This is a genomic window from Flavobacterium sp. WC2421 (genome assembly GCF_040822115.1).
Taxonomy (GTDB): Bacteria; Bacteroidota; Bacteroidia; order Flavobacteriales; family Flavobacteriaceae; genus Flavobacterium.
The window spans coordinates 228303-245739 of record NZ_CP162004.1; the positions used below are offsets into that span (position 1 = coordinate 228303).

Consider the following 17437-nt stretch of genomic DNA (forward strand, 5'->3'; position numbering starts at 1 on the left):
AAGTATCTTAATGTGTTCCAAATTAATTACTAAGGACATGGTAAAAAAATGTTAATAAAAATTAAGTCCAATTCGAAGTCTGATTTTATACCTTTAGCATATAAAATTCAATAAAAAAATGAAAAATATAATAATCGCAAGTACATCAACACTTCACGGGGGAGACTATTTAGAATATTTATTACCTGAATTGAGCAAACATTTTCAAGATTGCAAAACCATTCTTTTCATTCCCTATGCCAGACCAAGTGGTATTTCTCACGATGAATACACAGCCAAAGCAGCAGCTGCATTCTCTAAAATAAATATAAACGTAAAAGGAATACATGAATTTCAAAATCCAATTTCGGCAATTGAAAATGCAGAAGGGATTTTTACCGGTGGCGGAAGTACTTTTGTATTGGTTAACGAATTATACAAAAACAATATCATGACTGTGCTTAGTCAAGCGGTCAAAAAAGGGATTCCATATTTAGGCACAAGTGCTGGAAGCGTCATTTGTGGTTTAAGCATGCAAAACACCAATGACATGCCTATTGTATATCCACCAAGCTTTCAAACGACAGGATTAATTCCATTTAATATAAATGCGCATTATTTAGATCCAGATTTACAGTCCAAACATATGGGTGAAACTAGAGAGACTCGAATAAAAGAATTTCATGCTTATAATTCAATTCCTGTTTTAGGATTAAGAGAAGGAAGCTGGCTAGACGTAAAAGGTTCAAAAATCATCCTGAAAGGTAATTTGAAAGGAATTCTTTTTAGACAAAATCAAGCTTCAGAAGAAATAGAAAGCCAAAGCGATATAAGCGATATCAAATAAAAAAGCCGAAACATAAAATGTTTCGGCTTTTAAGAGCGAAAGACGAGGCTCGAACTCGCGACAACCAGCTTGGAAGGCTGGAGCTCTACCAACTGAGCTACTTTCGCATTAACAGGGTGCAAATATATAAATTAATTTACACGAACACAAGTTTTTTTATAAAAAATTTAAACTCGTTTTATTTTAAATTTTTTAGAACAAAAAAATGCTTTTAAGTTCTAATAAAAAAGCCGAAACATAAAGTTTCGGCTTTAAAGAGCGAAAGACGAGGCTCGAACTCGCGACAACCAGCTTGGAAGGCTGGAGCTCTACCAACTGAGCTACTTTCGCATTACTGTGGTGCAAATATAGATAATAAGTTCACTTTGTAGCAAGTTTTTTTAATGATTTTTTTATAAAAAATTCAACCACAACATAACCAATTTAAAATTAAATTGTTACAGCTTTATAATTCCAAACAAACATACCCTTCAATAAAAAAATAACACTTTTGAACACCAAAACTGACAGATATCAACCAGTTCGAGAATGAAAATCAATAGTCAACTTCTCGGTTTAGATCAAGAAACTTATTAATTAAAGTAAAATTTGGTCTTTTTATAAATCGGAAATCTCTAGGAGTCATTCCCTTTTTATAAAAAAAGCCAATCAAAATAAATTCTGATTGGCTTTATAAGTTATTTTTTAAATATTTACATCACTAATTTAGATGCTATTTTGTATGCTTTTGAAGGATAATAAACAAACAGACATGATTTATCTTTAATTGTTTGAATGATCTCATTTGTTAATTCCAAAGGAATTGCTGGGCAACCTAAGCTTCTTCCTAATCTTTTATTGTTTTGAATAAATGAATTCGAAACATATTGCGCTCCATGAATAACAACAGCTCTTTCTCTAGCATTACTATTAATCCCTTTTTCCAAACCGTCCAATTTTAAAGATTTACCATGTTTGCCATTGTATATCTCCCCAGTTGCGTAAAAACCCAAACTGCTTTTATAGGATTCTGCCGAATTTGAAAAGCTTGTTGCAAATTCATCACCCGTATTACGGCCATGCGCCACAAGCGAATTGTATAGGATTGTATTTGTAGTTAAATCTATAACCCAAAGTCTCTTTGAATTGGAAGACAGACTGAAGTCGATGAGCGTTAATATATTTTTACTTACTAATCCTTTCTCTTTTAAAAGATAAAAACCTTTTAAAGCCTCAGCAAAACTTTCTAGTTTAGGCAAAGAAAAATGGTTGGAATTCAAATTATTATAAACGAGCTCTTCACTAGTTTCAGAATTTGTTTTGATAGATTTAACCGCTTCCGTTCTTTTAATATTATGAGTTTCATTAAAGAACTCATTAGTTGAAATTAATGATAAGACAACAAGAAGCACAGTAGGAAATATTTTATAAATCATTGATTTTAATTATGTTATGTAATTTATTTGGGATTGCGAATATACTCAAAATTTGTTGAAAAAAAAATTAAGTAGAAAATTTAATATATTATTTGTAAACAAAAGATTACATTTAAAATCACATTGTATTTGCTTTTTGTGTTAAAAATGTTATTTTTGCTTAACCATATTCTTAATTTATGCATAAATCATACCCTTTAACACTACTCACTATAGTTTTCTTTAGTTTAAACGCTTATTGTCAGAAAAAAGTACTTAATGCAAAAGCAATTTTAGAAGGCATTACTATTGATGGAAAAATAGATGAAGAAGCTTGGGTAAAGGATGAAAATATTGCAACAGATTTCGTAATGTTTGAGCCTGATAATGGGAAACCAATCAGCGATAATAAAAGAACCGAAGTAAAAGTAGTATACGATAATAATGCCATCTACGTCTCGGCGGTTTTATACGATAATGAACCTGACAAAATACAAAGGGAGATAACCAATAGAGATGTTTTTGGAGTTTCAGACCATTTTTCAGTATCTATAAATGGTTTTAATGATGGTCAACAAGACTTTCGCTTTTATGTAAGTGCAGCCGGAGTACAAATGGACTGTCTTGCAACCGAAGGTAATGAAGATTTTTCTTGGGATGCTATATGGGATAGCGAGGTCAAAATAACTGATTTTGGATGGGTAGTAGAAATGAAAATTCCTTACGCTGCATTGCGGTTCTCTGGAGCCAAAAAACAAGTTTGGGGTTTAAATTTTATGCGCGAAATTAAACGAGATGCCCAAAAATACACTTGGAATCATGTTGATACTAAAATTGGAGCCGTGATTACGCAAGCTGGAGTTTTGAAAGGTATTGAAAACATTAAAACACCAACACGTCTTTTCTTTATTCCCTACACTTCGGCGTATTACCAACAAGACAACTATACCTCTGACAGAACAGTGAAAGCTGGATTAGACATAAAATACGGAATTAACGACGCCTTTACTTTAGATGCTATTTTAGTCCCCGATTTTGGTCAGACAAAATTCGATAATGCCATTTTAAATTTAGAACCTTTTGAACAAAAATTAGATGAAAATCGTCCTTTTTTTACTGAAGGTACTAACTTATTTAATATTGGAAATATATTTTATTCTCGAAGAATTGGTGGAGCGCCAAGCACTTATCCATCAACAACTGATGCAGAAGAAGTCACAAACTATCCAAATTCTGTCAACTTAATCAATGCCGTAAAAATTTCTGGTAGAACCGAAAAAGGTTTAGGAATAGGTTTTTTAAATGCATTAACCGAAAAAACTTTTGCTAAAATTCAAAACACTGACACCCAAGAAACGCGAAAAGAAGTTATTGAGCCGTTAACAAACTACAATATCCTTGTTCTAGATCAACGTTTCAATCAAAACTCATCAGTTTCATTTGTTAACACAAACACGACGCGTAATGGAAGCTTTAGAGACGCCAATGTTTCTGCTTTAGTATTTGATTTAAGCACAAAAGCAAATACGTATAATTTATATGGAGACTATAAATACAGTACCATAAACGATGTAGTTGATTATAATGGATACAAAACCTCTTTGAATTTTGCGAAAACGAGTGGGAAATACAGGTATTTACTCTCAGGAAAATACATATCAGAAAATTATGATGTGAATGATCTTGGAATCGTATTTTACACTAACTATCATAATGCTTACGCCAATGGAAGTTATAGAATTTTAAATCCTACAAAATATTTTAATACCTTTAAAGTTGAACAAGAATTGAATTTAGAAATTCAAAATACTACAGGAAAACTGCAAGAAGCCTGGTATAAAACGGTCTTTAAAGCGACTACAAAAAAGAACGATTATCTTGAGTTTGCCATTGTAGCAACTCCTGTTGAGACATTCGATTTCTACGAACCCAGAGTTGAAGGAAGATATGTACAAATACCTAAAAGAGTCACCTCTTATTTTGGAGTTGAATTTAATAAAAATAACGCTTTTACTTTTGACTTTACTCCAAGTATCGCTGTATACGATCAAAATAAAAGAATCACTTATGGAATAGCTGTAGGACCAAACTATAGATTCAATGATAAATTATCTCTTTCTTACATCTTAGATTATACTAATAAAAAAAATGACCGTGGCTGGGTAGGGTTTGAAAATAACGACATTATTTTTGGACAACGAGACAGAGAGATTTTGCAAAATGACATTTCAGGGAAGTATGCAATTAACAACAAAATGACCGTTAATCTTACTGCTCGCTATTATTGGTCCTACTCTGAAAATCACAAATTTTTAACTTTACAAGATAATGGCTATCTAACGCCTAATAATACTTATTCTCTAAATAAAAATAGAAATTTCAACTCTTGGAATTTTGACCTTGCCTACTCTTGGTGGTTTGCTCCAGGTAGCGAATTATCCATTTTGTATCGTAATTATTCTCAAGAAAGCGCAAGTATTGTCGAAAAAAGCCTTACCACTAATTTGAAAAATGTTTTTAATAGCAACATGACTAACATTTTATCAATAAGTCTGCGTTATTTCATTGATTACAATAGAGTTAAAAATAAATTTTAATATTTTTTTAATATAAACTGTAACAATAGACCCTTACTTTAGTCTACTATACAAACCTAATTAAAGTACTATTTACTATAGTTTTAAAATTGGTTTTATCTTTTTGTTTCAACATTAAACAATTTCATGAAAAATCAACTTTTGATATTTTTTTTAATGGCTTCTATTTTTGGCTTCAGCCAAAAAAAAGTCTTAAAAACGACATTTATTACTTCAAATAACATTATTATTGACGGTAAACTCGATGAAAGCATCTGGGAGACAACTCCCGTAGCTGATAATTTCGTTATGTTTGAACCAGACAATGGAAAACCAATTCCTGAGAACAAAAAAACTATAGTCAAAGTAATTTATGATAATGATGCTGTTTACATAGCCGCTACATTATATGATGACGAGCCCAATAAAATATTAAAAGAAATATCCAAAAGAGACGAATTTGGAACATCAGATTTATTTGGTGTTTTTATAAATGGCTTTAATGACGGACAACAAGATTTTCAATTTTATGTATGCGCTTCTGATGGTCAAGCCGATTGCATTACCACAGATGCAAATGGAGAAGACTATTCTTGGGACGCGATTTGGAAAAGCAAAGCTTTAATTACTGATTTTGGTTGGGTAGTTGAAATGCGCATCCCTTACGCTGCATTGCGCTTCTCAGGAGAAAACAAACAGACATGGGGCCTTAATTTTTTTAGAGAAATTAAGCGAGACCGTCAAAAGTACACTTGGAATTATATTGACTCTAAAGTAGGCACCTTTACACAACAATCTGGAGTTCTTGAGGGAATTGAAAATATAAAACCTCCTACTCGTTTATTCCTTTTACCGTACTCTTCTTTTTATGTCAATGCAAATGCACAACAAAAAACAATTGGTACACTCAAAGGTGGACTAGATATTAAATACGGGATTAATGATGCTTTTACCCTCGATGCCATCTTAGTTCCTGACTTTGGACAAACAAAATATGACGACAAAATATTAAATCTAGGTCCATTTGAACAGCAGTTCAACGAGAACAGGTCTTTTTTCACAGAAGGCACTGACCTATTTAGTAAAGGTGACTTGCTTTATTCTAGAAGAATTGGCGGAAGACCTACAGTTTACCCAACCACTACTGAAAATGAAGTGATTAAAGACAACCCTTCAAGCGTAAACTTAATCAACGCTTTAAAAGTTTCTGGAAGAACAAAAAACGGACTAGGAATTGGATTTTTAAATGCAGTTACCGAAAAAACGTATGCTACTATTAAGAACACAGTAAACAATGAAACTCGCAGAATCGAAGTGGAACCGTTAACAAATTACAATGTACTCGTATTAGACCAGCGCTTTAGAAAAAATTCGTCAGTTTCTTTTATTAATACTAACGTGACTCGAAACAGAAATTTTCGCGATGCAAATGTATCGGCATTGGTTTGGGATTTAAACACTAAGAAAAACACGTATAATCTTTCTGGAAATTTCAAAAACAGTTTTGTAAATGATATTGAGGATAAAAAAGGAATCGCTACTACTTTAAATTTTGCTGAGACAAGTGGCAAATATAGATATAGTTTTGGCGCAGATTTAGTAACAAAAGACTACGATAATAATGACTTAGGCATTAATTTTGAAACTAATTATTATTCGATTTACGGAAATGCTAACTATAGAATTTTAAACCCTACTAAACACTTCAACAGCTTTAGAATCAACTACAATATGTACACTCAGTTTCATAAAGAAACGGGTAAAATTCAAGGCAACAACATTAATATAAACCTAAATCTGAATAACAAGAAAAATCATTATCTTGGTTTTGGAACTAATATAAGCCCTCTTGAATCTTATGATTTCTATGAAGCCAGGACGGATAACAGATATGTAATTCTTCCACAAAGGTATAATGCTTGGTTGTACATATCCTCAAATTACAATAACAAATTCGCATTTGATTTTAATCCTTATTATGCCATTTTTAATGAAACAAAAAGAAACACTTTTGAAGTTTCTTTAGGACCTAGATATCGTTTTAATGATAAATTTTCCATGAGTTATAACTTTTATTTCCAAAGAAAAAACAATAATAAAGGATTCGTAGACAGCATTGATGATGATTTAAACAGTAGAACACCCGAAACCATTATTTTTGCAAATAGAAACGTAGTCACGTACTCTAACACTGTTTCTGGAAAATACTCCATTAGTAGCAAAATGAATTTCGATTTAGCTGTTCGCCAATACTGGTCTTATGCTGAAAATAAAAACTTTTTGTCATTAGAACAAAACGGAAGACTAGTTGACTATACTAATTACACTACCAATAAGAACTCTAGTTTTTATTCTTGGAATTTTGACTTATCGTACTCTTGGTGGTTTGCACCTGGTAGTCAAGTTTCTGTTTTATATCGAAATAATGCTGCTAATTTTGAAGATACTATCAATAAAAACTTCGAAAAGAACATTACGAATTTATTGAATAATGACGCATTAAGCCATACTTTTTCAATTAGTGTAAAATACTTTATTGATTACAATAGCTTAAAACGCAAATCATAAAACACATCAAGCGTAAGAAACAGACTTTGTTCTACAACAAAATCAACTTTATTTGTTAATGTTCCGTAAGGAATGTATAATAGTCTTTTAGATTAGTCCGAACATTTTTAGAAATACTTTATCTTTGTTTAAAATAAATCGAAATGAACAAAAAAGTTATACTAATGATTTTGGACGGTTGGGGAAAATCTCCTGACCCAAAAGTATCTGCAATCGACAATGCTAATGTACCCTTTATAAACAGTCTTTACAAAAATTACCCAAGCGCCCAACTTAGAACTGATGGCCTTCATGTTGGTCTTCCAGAAGGACAAATGGGAAATAGCGAAGTAGGTCATATGAACCTAGGTGCCGGAAGAATTGTATACCAAGATTTAGCTAAGATTAATTTGGCTGTAGCCAATAAAACATTAGCAAAAGAACAAGTACTCAAAGATGCTTTTCAATACGCAAAAGACAACCACAAAAAAGTACACTTTTTAGGATTAGTTTCTGATGGTGGTGTTCACTCTCATACCTCTCACCTACGCGGATTGATTGATGCCACACAAGATTACGGTTTACAAGAAGTATTTGTTCACGCATTTACTGATGGGCGCGATGTTGATCCTAAATCAGGAAAAAAATACATTCAAGATTTAGAAAACTATATTGCCAACACCACTGTAAAATTAGCTTCAGTTATTGGACGCTATTATGCGATGGACAGAGACAAGCGTTGGGAACGAGTAAAATTAGCTTATGATTTATTAGTTAATGGAAAAGGAACACCCTCAAAAAATGCTATAGTAAGTATTGAAAAAAGCTACCAAGATGAAGTAACGGATGAATTTATTCACCCAATTGTCATGGTTGATGATAATGACAAACCACTAGCAACTATTCAAGAAGACGACGTTGTTATTTTCTTCAACTTTAGAACAGACAGAGGTCGCGAATTGACCGAAGCACTTTCTCAACAAGATTTCCATGAAGAAAACATGCATAAATTAAATTTGTACTATGTAACTCTTACAAATTATGACGAAACCTACAAAAATGTAAAAGTAGTCTACAATAAAGACAACATTACCGAAACACTTGGTGAAGTTTTAGAAAAAAACAATAAAACTCAAATTAGAATTGCTGAAACAGAAAAGTATCCTCACGTTACTTTTTTCTTTTCAGGAGGAAGAGAAATTCCTTTTAGAGGAGAACACAGAATTTTACGAAACTCCCCAAAGGTAGCAACGTATGATTTGCAACCTGAAATGAGTGCTTTTGAATTAACTGATGCCTTGATTCCAGAGTTAGAAAAAGGAGATGTAGATTTTGTATGTCTTAATTTTGCCAATGGCGACATGGTAGGTCATACAGGAATTATGGAAGCGGCTATCAAAGCATGTGAAGCAGTTGATAAATGTGTCGAAAAAGTAATCACGACCGCTTTAGCTCACGATTATACTATTTTAGTAATTGCAGATCACGGGAATTGCGAAACAATGATTAATCCTGATGGAAGTCCAAATACAGCTCACACTACTAACCCAGTTCCTTTTATTTTAGTTGATAAGGAATTAAAAGAAGTTCACGATGGTGTTTTAGGTGACATTGCTCCAACAATTCTAGAATTAATGGGGATTCAAAAACCAGCAGTTATGACTCAACATTCATTGTTGTAAAAAAGCATATTAAATTTAAATATTAAAGGCTATTCTATTTGGATAGCCTTTTTTTATGTGAAAAATATTGTTTTTGATAGTATTACTATTATATTTGCACTAAATAATATTAGTTATGAAGGATTTGATCGCGTCTATTAAAATACAAGTGAACGAAAACATCTATGTAAAAGATCCAGAAACATCAAAATTGGGTAAAAAAATTATTCAAGAAAGTATCCTTTTGATAGACGCGATTGGTTTTGACAATTTCACTTTTAAAAAATTAGGAGAAAAAATTGGCTCGAATGAAAGCTCTATTTACCGCTATTTTGAAAACAAACACAAATTACTGGTTTATCTTTCTTCATGGTACTGGAGTTGGATGGAATATAAATTGTTTTTTGCCACAAATAATATTGAAGATCCATTTGAAAAACTCAAAAAAGCGATCACAGTTGTAACTGAAAAAATTGAGGATGATGAAAAAACAGAACACATCAATGAATTAATTTTAAATAAAATAATCATTTCTGAATTCACAAAAACACTTCATACTAAAGAAGTAGATGAAGAGAACAAAGTAGGGTTCTTTTTAATTTACAAAAGAGTAATTAATAGAATTGTTAATTTAATCATTGAAGTAAATCCTGACTATCCATTTGCAAAAAGCCTAGCTTCAAATATAATAGAAGGTGCACTCCATCAGCATTTTTTAAAAGATCACTTGACAACAATTACAAACTGTAATGAAAAAATAAGCCCAACTGACTTTTACATTCATCTTATCACAACTATTTTAAAAAAATAAAAAGGCCATGACTCCACTAAAACGCTTTTACAACTTATTAGCACTTGACAAAAAAGACATTACCCAACTATTTTTTTATGCCATTTTTGCTGGACTAATCAGTTTATCACTTCCCTTAGGCATTCAGGCTATTATTAATTTTATACAATCGGGTCGCGTAAGTGTCTCTTGGATTGTATTGATATTTCTAGTCGTAATGGGTGTAGCACTAGTTGGAATTCTATCTTTAATGCAATTGCGAATTACAGAAAACTTACAACAAAAAATATTTGTTCGTTCTTCATTTGAATTTGCCGTTCGATTACCTAAAATTAAATTTGAAGAACTGTACAATACCTATCCCCCAGAATTAGCCAATCGTTTTTTTGATACAATGACCATTCAAAAAGGTACATCAAAATTACTAATTGACTTTTCGGCGGCTTTACTACAAATTGCTTTTGGTGTTATTCTTCTATCGTTATACCATCCTTATTTTATAGTATTTGGAATAATGTTAATTATTTTGCTTTACTTCATCTTTAAACTTTCCTATAAATCAGGTTTAGAAACCAGTTTAAAAGAATCAAAAAATAAATATAAAGTAGCAGGATGGCTACAAGAAATGGCTCGAAATAATTATAGTTTTAGAAACCAACTCAACTTTGATTATGGTCTTCAAAAAAACGATCAGTTAGTAAGTGAATATTTAAACTATCGTGAAAAACATTTTAATGTTATCAAAAGACAATTTACTCAATTAATTATTTTCAAAATTATAATCACAGCGAGTTTACTTTCTATAGGCGGGTTTCTAGTAGTATCGCAACAAATGAATATAGGGCAATTCGTTGCCGCCGAAATTATCATATTATTAGTAATAAACTCCGTAGAAAAAATCATTCTTGGTCTTGAAACATTTTATGATGTACTAACCTCGGTTGAGAAAATAGGTCAAGTAGCTGACTTGAGTTTAGAAGAAGAGTTTGATACCGAAAATACTAATTTCTGCTATGCAGATATCACTTTAGAAACTGAAAAAGTAAAATTCAAATTTCCGGATTCTAAAAATACAATTCTGAATGACATTTCTTTGAAAATTGAACAGGGTGAACGCATTGTAATCAACGGAGAAAACGGCTCAGGTAAATCAACATTAATCCGAATTTTATCGGGACTAATAAAACCTACAACTGGAAGTTTTTACATCAACGATGATACATTCAAAAAAATCGATTTGAAACAATACCGTTCTCAAATAGGAAGTGTTATTTATGGCGAAACTCCATTTGAAGGAACGATCCATGAAAACATCACTTTTAACGATGACTCAATCAGTCAAGAAGATTTAAAGTGGGCAATTGACGGGCTACAATTAACATCCTACATTAAATCACTACCAGAAAGTTTAGAAACAAAAATTTTCCCGGAAGGAAGACAACTTTCATCATCGAATGCTCAAAAAATACTGTTGGCCAGAAGCATCATTCATAAACCGAGAATTTTATTTTATGAGGATCCAACCGACACTATGGATGAAAAAGTAGCCAATGAAACTATTGATTTTATTACTGCCAAAGAAAACCAATGGACCATTATTGTATCCTCTAAAAACCCTTATTGGAAAACTAAATGCAATCGAGAAATCATCATGCAAAACGGACGTATTCAACACGACTCAAAAACACTATAGGTTATGCTAAACATATCTGACAATAACAAAACGAATTCACCGAGTTTAAAAAAATTCAATACAATTAAAAACCTGAACTTGAATTCGAATTCAAAGATTTTAAACAAAATCATCGTCTTGTTTTTTATTTTGGGAATATTAATTCTATTCCTTCCTTGGACGCAAAACATCTCAGGTTCTGGGGCTGTGACTACTTTAAAGCCCAACCAAAGACCGCAATCAATACAAAGTGTTATCTCAGGTCGAATAGAAAACTGGTACGTGCAAGAAGGCGATTTTGTCAATAAAGGGGATACTATCCTTTTCATATCTGAAATTAAAGAGGATTATATGGACCCAAATTTAGTGGCTAATACTCAAAAACAAGTTAATGCTAAGAAATTGTCTCTGGAGTCATATGGTTCTAAAGTAAAAACCATGACAGGTCAAATTCAGAATATTGAAAGTGAAAAAAAACTAAAATTAGAACAAGCACAAAACAAAATCAAACAGTCGCTTTTAAAAATAAAAAGTGATAGTATGGATTTAGTAGCGGTAAAAACCCAACTTAAGATTGCAAATACGCAGTTTGATCGTGCCGTACAGTTGAATAAAGAAGGTCTTAAACCACTGACTGATGTCGAGGATAAAAAATTGAAACTTCAAGAAGTAGAAGCTAAAATTATTACTCAGGAAAATAAATTCCTAACTAGTAAAAATGAATATATCAATTCCAAAGTAGAAACCAACCGTATTACTGCTGAATACGCGGAGAAAGTATCCAAAGCACAAAGCGATCAATACACGGCTATGAGCAATCAATTTGATACCGAAGCACAAGTAAATAAATTAGAAAATCAATATGCAAATTATAGTATTAGAAACGGAATGTACTATATCAAAGCACCACAAAGTGGTTATGTAAACAGAGTGTTACAAGCAGGAATAGGCCAAACAGTAAAAGAAGGAACGCCTATTGTGAGCATTATGCCAGCACAGTACGACATTGCCGTTGAAACGTATGTTGACCCAATAGATTTGCCCTTAATTAATAGAGGGGAAAAAGTGAGAGTCTGGTTTGATGGATGGCCAACAATCGTTTTCTCAGGTTGGCCTGATGTTTCTTATGGAACTTTTGGCGGCAAAATTGTTGCTATCGAAAACTTCATTAGTGACAATGGAAAATACCGAATTCTAATTGCTCCAGACAAAGAAGAAGCTCCTTGGCCTAAAAAAATAAGTATTGGTTCAGGTGCCGAAACTATTGCCTTACTAGACACCGTGCCTATCTGGTTTGAAGTATGGAGAATTTTAAATGGGTTTCCACCAAATTATTATAAAACAGACGTAAAAACAGTTAAAGAAAAAAAATAATGAAACAACTTCTTATCCTTTTTCTATTCTTTGGATGTGTTGCTTTTGGACAATCCCCAAACGATAACTCTTACAAAGAGTTTACTTATAATGAGTTTTTGGGCTATGTCAAGAAATACCATCCACTAGTAAAAACAGCCAACTTAGAAATCAATAAAGCACAAGCTAATTTGATGATGGCACGCGGTGGATTTGACCCGAAAATTGAAGTTGATTTTAAAGAAAAACAATTTAAAGACAAAGAATATTATTCAATACTAAACAGCAGTTTTAAAATCCCTACTTGGTACGGAATCGAAATAAAAGCGGGTTTTGACAACAATGACGGAATTTACTTAAATCCTGAAAACACAGTGCCTAACCAAGGTTTAACCTCTTTAGGAATCACGGTGCCACTAGGACAAGGTTTGTTTATCAATCAAAGAATGGCCGATGTACGCAAGGCAAAAATTCAGTTGAAACTGAGCCAAGCTGAACGAAAATTACAAGCAATCGCTGTTTTGTATGATGCCTCTATCGCCTATTTTAACTGGAAGAAAACCTATAATGAAGTTAAACTATACGAAACCTACAGCAGCAATGCACAAATTCGTTTCAACGGTATAAAAGCATTGATAAAAGCAGGTGATAAACGTGCTATAGACAGTATCGAGGCTGGAATTAGCGTAAAAAACAGACTGCTTAATCTGGAGGACTCTAAATTAAAATTGAACAAAGCCAAGCTAGAGTTATCTAACTTTCTTTGGTTAGAAAATTCGATTCCGCTAGAATTAGCTGATAGTCTTATTCCAGAAATAGCTGTGGATGCTAGTATTCAAGAAACATTAAAAACAAATGATTTAGTGAATTCTGATTTCACATTGGACAATCACCCGAAAATTAATGCGCTTGAAAACAAAATCGAAATTTTGACTGTGGAAAAAAAGCTAAAAGCGAATATGCTACTGCCAAAAATTGACGTGGGTTATTCTTATATCGCTGAACCCAGTTATATTGACAACTATCAATTTGAAAATTATAAAATTGGTTTGAACTTTTATTTTCCTTTGTTTTTACGAAAAGAACGCGGGAGTTTGAAACTAGCACAATACAAAATTCAGGAATCGGAGTTTACTTTGAATCTAGAACGCGTGCAACTTTCGAATAAAATAAGTGCTCAAAAAATAGAAATTCAGTCTCTGGAAAAACAAAATAAAATTATTAAAACACTGGCCGAAGATTATACTGTGATGCTAAAATCAGAGGAACGCTTGTTTACTTTTGGCGAAAGCTCCCTGTTTTTAATAAACAGTAGAGAGAACAGTTTAATCAGTGCTCAGCTGGCTTCAATAGCTTTAGAAAACAGATATTTTAACTCAAATGCTGAACTTTTTAAAATTATGGCCAATCCTGATTAAATAATTTAAAAATCGTACTTTTGCCAACTGAAAATTAGAAAATATGATTATAGTTAAATCCCGTGAAGAAATTGAGTTAATGCGCGAAAGTGCCTTAATCGTATCGAAAACATTAGGAATGATTGCTTCTGAAATCAAAGAAGGAGTAACTACATTACATTTAGATAAATTAGCCGAAGAATTCATTCGCGACCACGGAGCTGTACCTAGCTTCCTTGGTTTATATGGTTTTCCAAACTCATTATGCATGAGCCCGAACGCGCAAGTAGTTCACGGAATTCCAAATAATACGCCTCTAGAAAGCGGTGATGTGATTTCGGTAGATTGTGGTGCATTTAAAAATGGATACCACGGAGACCACGCTTATTCTTTTGAAATAGGTGAAGTTTCTCCTGAAACAAAAAAATTATTACAAGTTACCAAAGAATCTTTGTACGTAGGTATCCGCGAATTTAAAGCTGGGAATCGTGTGGAAGATGTTGGAAATGCTATCCAAAAATATACAGAATCTCATGGTTATGGTGTGGTTCGCGAATTAGTAGGACACGGTTTAGGGCAAAAAATGCATGAAGATCCTGAGATGCCTAATTACGGAAAACGCGGTCGCGGAAAACTGTTTGTTGAAGGAATGGTTGTTGCTATTGAACCTATGATTAATTTAGGAACTAGAAATATCAAACAATTAAAAGACGGTTGGACAATCTTAACTGCTGATGGGAAACCAAGTGCTCATTTTGAACATGATGTGGCTTTAATTGATGGCAAACCAGAGATCCTTTCTACGTTTGCTTATGTATATCAAGCATTAGGCATTGTGAGTAATGAAGAAGATGAATTTAGAAAAGTGCCATTAGTTTTATAAAATATAAATCCGAATTTATTAAAAACTTATATGGCCTTAAATGTCTTATATGGTTTGTAAATAACTTACCATTTAAGACATTTAAGGTCATTGAAGTAAAACTTAAACTTTTTTACAAAGATTCTTGCGAAATAAATATGAAAAAACTATTCAAACTCGTACTCAATACCATCCCTCGTCCTATTCTTATTCGTTTAAGTTATGTAGCGAGACCTGTTTTGGCTTTGGCCTTAAAAGGAACTGCTTTTACTGATCCTATTGACGGAAAAAGTTTTAAAACTTTCTTGCCGTATGGGTATGGAACGCAACGAAATAATGTTCTTTCGCCAAGTACGCTTTCTTTAGAAAGACACCGTTTATTATGGTTGTACTTAAATGAAAAGACTGATTTTTTTAAACCTGAACTCGTTTCAGGTTCCTCTGTTACAAATACAAACAGAATTAAATTACGAGATACTGAAATGAATTCAGCATTAAAAGTCTTGCATTTTGCTCCTGAACAAGCATTTTATAAATTGTTTAGAAACCAAAAAAATCTAGATTACACCACAACCGATTTATTTTCACCTTTGGCAGATGTAAAAGCAGATATTTGTGATTTGCCTTTTGAGGACAATCAGTACGATGTTATTTTATGTAATCATGTTCTAGAACACATTCCGGATGACACAAAGGCCATGCAAGAATTGTATCGCGTACTAAAACCAGGCGGAATGGCTATTTTGCAAATCCCACAAGATTTGAAACGCGCGGTAACTTTTGCTGACGATACAATTACAGATCAAAAAAAACGTGCTGAAATTTTCGGGCAATACGATCATGTACGTATTTACGGTCGGGATTATTTTGATAAGTTAAGAAGCATTGGTTTTAAAGTAATCGAAGAAGATTACACCAATACAATTGCACTAGAATTAGTAGAAAAATACTGTTTAGCTAAAGGAGAAATCATCCCAGTTTGCTTCAAATAAGTAAAAAGGGGAAACTATTTATAGTTTAGCATGCTCTTTGATACGCTATTAGTATGGCTTAAATTCTTATATTTACATTCTAGCAACTATAGAAAACATGCTCTACTCTTTTTTTCGAAAAATAATATTGCTTTTTATAATCACCTCAGCTTCTGCTCAAGTAGAAACTGAAGTTGCTCCCCCATTTAATATCAAGACGGTTTCTTTTATCCAAAATAATCAAAATACAATTCCTGTTTTTGAATTGGGTAGTGGGTTTCAATTACAATTTGATGACTTATACGGAAATGAAGCTGATTATTACTATGAAATTATCCATTGTGATTACAATTGGGCACCTTCAGAAATACCAAAAAACGATTACTTACTAGGATTCGACAACCAAAGAATTCAAGATTACAGTAATTCTTTTAATACTTTACAGATATACTCTCACTACAATCTTTCCATTCCCAATCAATACACCCAACAATTACGACTTAGCGGAAATTATATATTGAAGATTTTAAATGAAAATAAAGAAGTTGTTTTTTCTAGAAAATTTATTCTTTACGAAGACTTGGTAACCGTTCCAATTCAAATAAAAAGAGCCCGAACAGTAGCCAATTTAGAATATAAACAAAATCTAGAGTTTTCTATAAAATCAACTACAATCAACTTTCAAAATCCCTTAAAAAATATTAAAGTAGTACTATTTCAAAATGACAAGTTGAACAATGCTATTAAAAATATAGTGCCTCAATATACGATAGGTAACGATTTAATTTATAAATACGACACGGAAACCCAGTTTTGGGCGGGAAATGAATTTTTATATTTTGAGAATAAAGACATAAAAGTGGCCAATAATAATGTAGCTCGTGTGGATTCAAGCACTGATATTTATGGTGCCTATTTATATACTAATAACGCCCGAACAAATTTCCCTTACTCTTTACGGGAAGATATAGATGGTCGTTTTCTAGTTCGTAATATCAATGCTGAAAATAATGAAATCGAAGCCGATTATGCATGGGTTTATTTTAGTCTTTCCGCACCTACTTTTAGAATAAACAAAGACATTTACATCAACGGGATGTTCAACAACTATAGTTTGGCCCCAGAATACAAGATGGATTACAATGCTAAAAAAGGGATTTATGAAAAAGCGTTGCTAATAAAACAAGGATTTACCAATTATGAATATGTAGTATCTGATACGAAAGGAAACATCGATTATGAAAATGCAATAGATGGAAATTTTTATCAAACCGAGAATAATTACTCCGTTTTAGTATATTACAGAGAAAATACCGATCGCTACGACAAGGTTATTGGCAAAGGAACCGCTAGTTCGATAAACATCATAAACTAAAAAACATTGCGAA

12 protein-coding genes and 2 tRNA genes are annotated in these 17437 nt (G+C 32.5%); 11 read left to right on the forward strand and 3 right to left on the reverse strand.

Annotation, left to right across the window (positions count from 1 at the left end; translation table 11 throughout):
* Positions 1-118: 118 nt before the first annotated feature.
* Positions 119-826 (forward strand): dipeptidase PepE, encoded by a 708-nt coding sequence (gene pepE / locus AB3G33_RS01050; protein ID WP_367771996.1) that lies wholly within the window; start codon positions 119-121, stop codon positions 824-826.
* Positions 827-860: 34 nt separating this feature from the next.
* Here pepE and AB3G33_RS01055 read toward each other — a convergent pair.
* The 3 genes from AB3G33_RS01055 to AB3G33_RS01065 all read right to left on the reverse strand — a co-directional run bounded on the left by AB3G33_RS01055 (position 861) and on the right by AB3G33_RS01065 (position 2241).
* A tRNA-Gly gene (locus AB3G33_RS01055) sits at positions 861-933 on the reverse strand.
* Positions 934-1083: 150 nt separating this feature from the next.
* Positions 1084-1156: transfer RNA gene (locus AB3G33_RS01060), tRNA-Gly, on the reverse strand.
* 362 nt (positions 1157-1518) lie between these two features.
* On the reverse strand, positions 1519-2241 hold the full coding sequence (locus AB3G33_RS01065; protein WP_367771998.1) for a murein L,D-transpeptidase catalytic domain family protein: 723 nt from the start codon (positions 2239-2241) through the stop codon (positions 1519-1521).
* A 179-nt stretch (positions 2242-2420) separates the two neighbouring features.
* Between AB3G33_RS01065 and AB3G33_RS01070 the strand changes: the two genes are divergently transcribed.
* The 10 genes from AB3G33_RS01070 to AB3G33_RS01115 all read left to right on the forward strand — a co-directional run bounded on the left by AB3G33_RS01070 (position 2421) and on the right by AB3G33_RS01115 (position 17424).
* Positions 2421-4817, forward strand: a complete 2397-nt coding sequence (locus tag AB3G33_RS01070; protein ID WP_367772000.1) for a DUF5916 domain-containing protein — start codon at positions 2421-2423, stop codon at positions 4815-4817.
* Positions 4818-4943: 126 nt separating this feature from the next.
* Positions 4944-7364 (forward strand): DUF5916 domain-containing protein, encoded by a 2421-nt coding sequence (locus AB3G33_RS01075; protein WP_367772002.1) that lies wholly within the window; start codon positions 4944-4946, stop codon positions 7362-7364.
* A gap of 143 nt (positions 7365-7507) precedes the next feature.
* Complete coding sequence (gene gpmI, locus AB3G33_RS01080; RefSeq protein WP_367755136.1) at positions 7508-9025, forward strand: 2,3-bisphosphoglycerate-independent phosphoglycerate mutase; 1518 nt, start codon at positions 7508-7510, stop codon at positions 9023-9025.
* Positions 9026-9140: 115 nt separating this feature from the next.
* Positions 9141-9815 carry a TetR/AcrR family transcriptional regulator gene (locus AB3G33_RS01085; RefSeq protein ID WP_367772003.1) on the forward strand — a complete coding sequence of 225 codons (675 nt, stop codon included), beginning with the start codon at positions 9141-9143 and terminating at the stop codon, positions 9813-9815.
* A 7-nt stretch (positions 9816-9822) separates the two neighbouring features.
* Positions 9823-11487, forward strand: a complete 1665-nt coding sequence (locus AB3G33_RS01090) for a peptidase domain-containing ABC transporter (RefSeq protein ID WP_367772005.1) — start codon at positions 9823-9825, stop codon at positions 11485-11487.
* Positions 11488-11490: 3 nt separating this feature from the next.
* Complete coding sequence (locus tag AB3G33_RS01095) at positions 11491-12840, forward strand: HlyD family secretion protein (protein WP_367755142.1); 1350 nt, start codon at positions 11491-11493, stop codon at positions 12838-12840.
* A complete protein-coding gene (locus tag AB3G33_RS01100; protein WP_367772006.1) occupies positions 12840-14237 on the forward strand; it encodes a TolC family protein in 1398 nt (465 codons plus the stop codon). Before AB3G33_RS01095 ends, AB3G33_RS01100 begins: the two co-directional genes overlap by 1 nt.
* A 43-nt stretch (positions 14238-14280) precedes the next feature.
* Positions 14281-15099, forward strand: coding sequence for a type I methionyl aminopeptidase (gene map / locus AB3G33_RS01105; protein WP_367755146.1), 819 nt, complete (start codon positions 14281-14283; stop codon positions 15097-15099).
* 137 nt (positions 15100-15236) lie between these two features.
* On the forward strand, positions 15237-16070 hold the full coding sequence (locus AB3G33_RS01110; RefSeq protein WP_367772008.1) for a class I SAM-dependent methyltransferase: 834 nt from the start codon (positions 15237-15239) through the stop codon (positions 16068-16070).
* A 97-nt stretch (positions 16071-16167) separates the two neighbouring features.
* Complete coding sequence (locus tag AB3G33_RS01115) at positions 16168-17424, forward strand: DUF5103 domain-containing protein (RefSeq protein ID WP_367772009.1); 1257 nt, start codon at positions 16168-16170, stop codon at positions 17422-17424.
* Positions 17425-17437 lie beyond the last annotated feature (13 nt).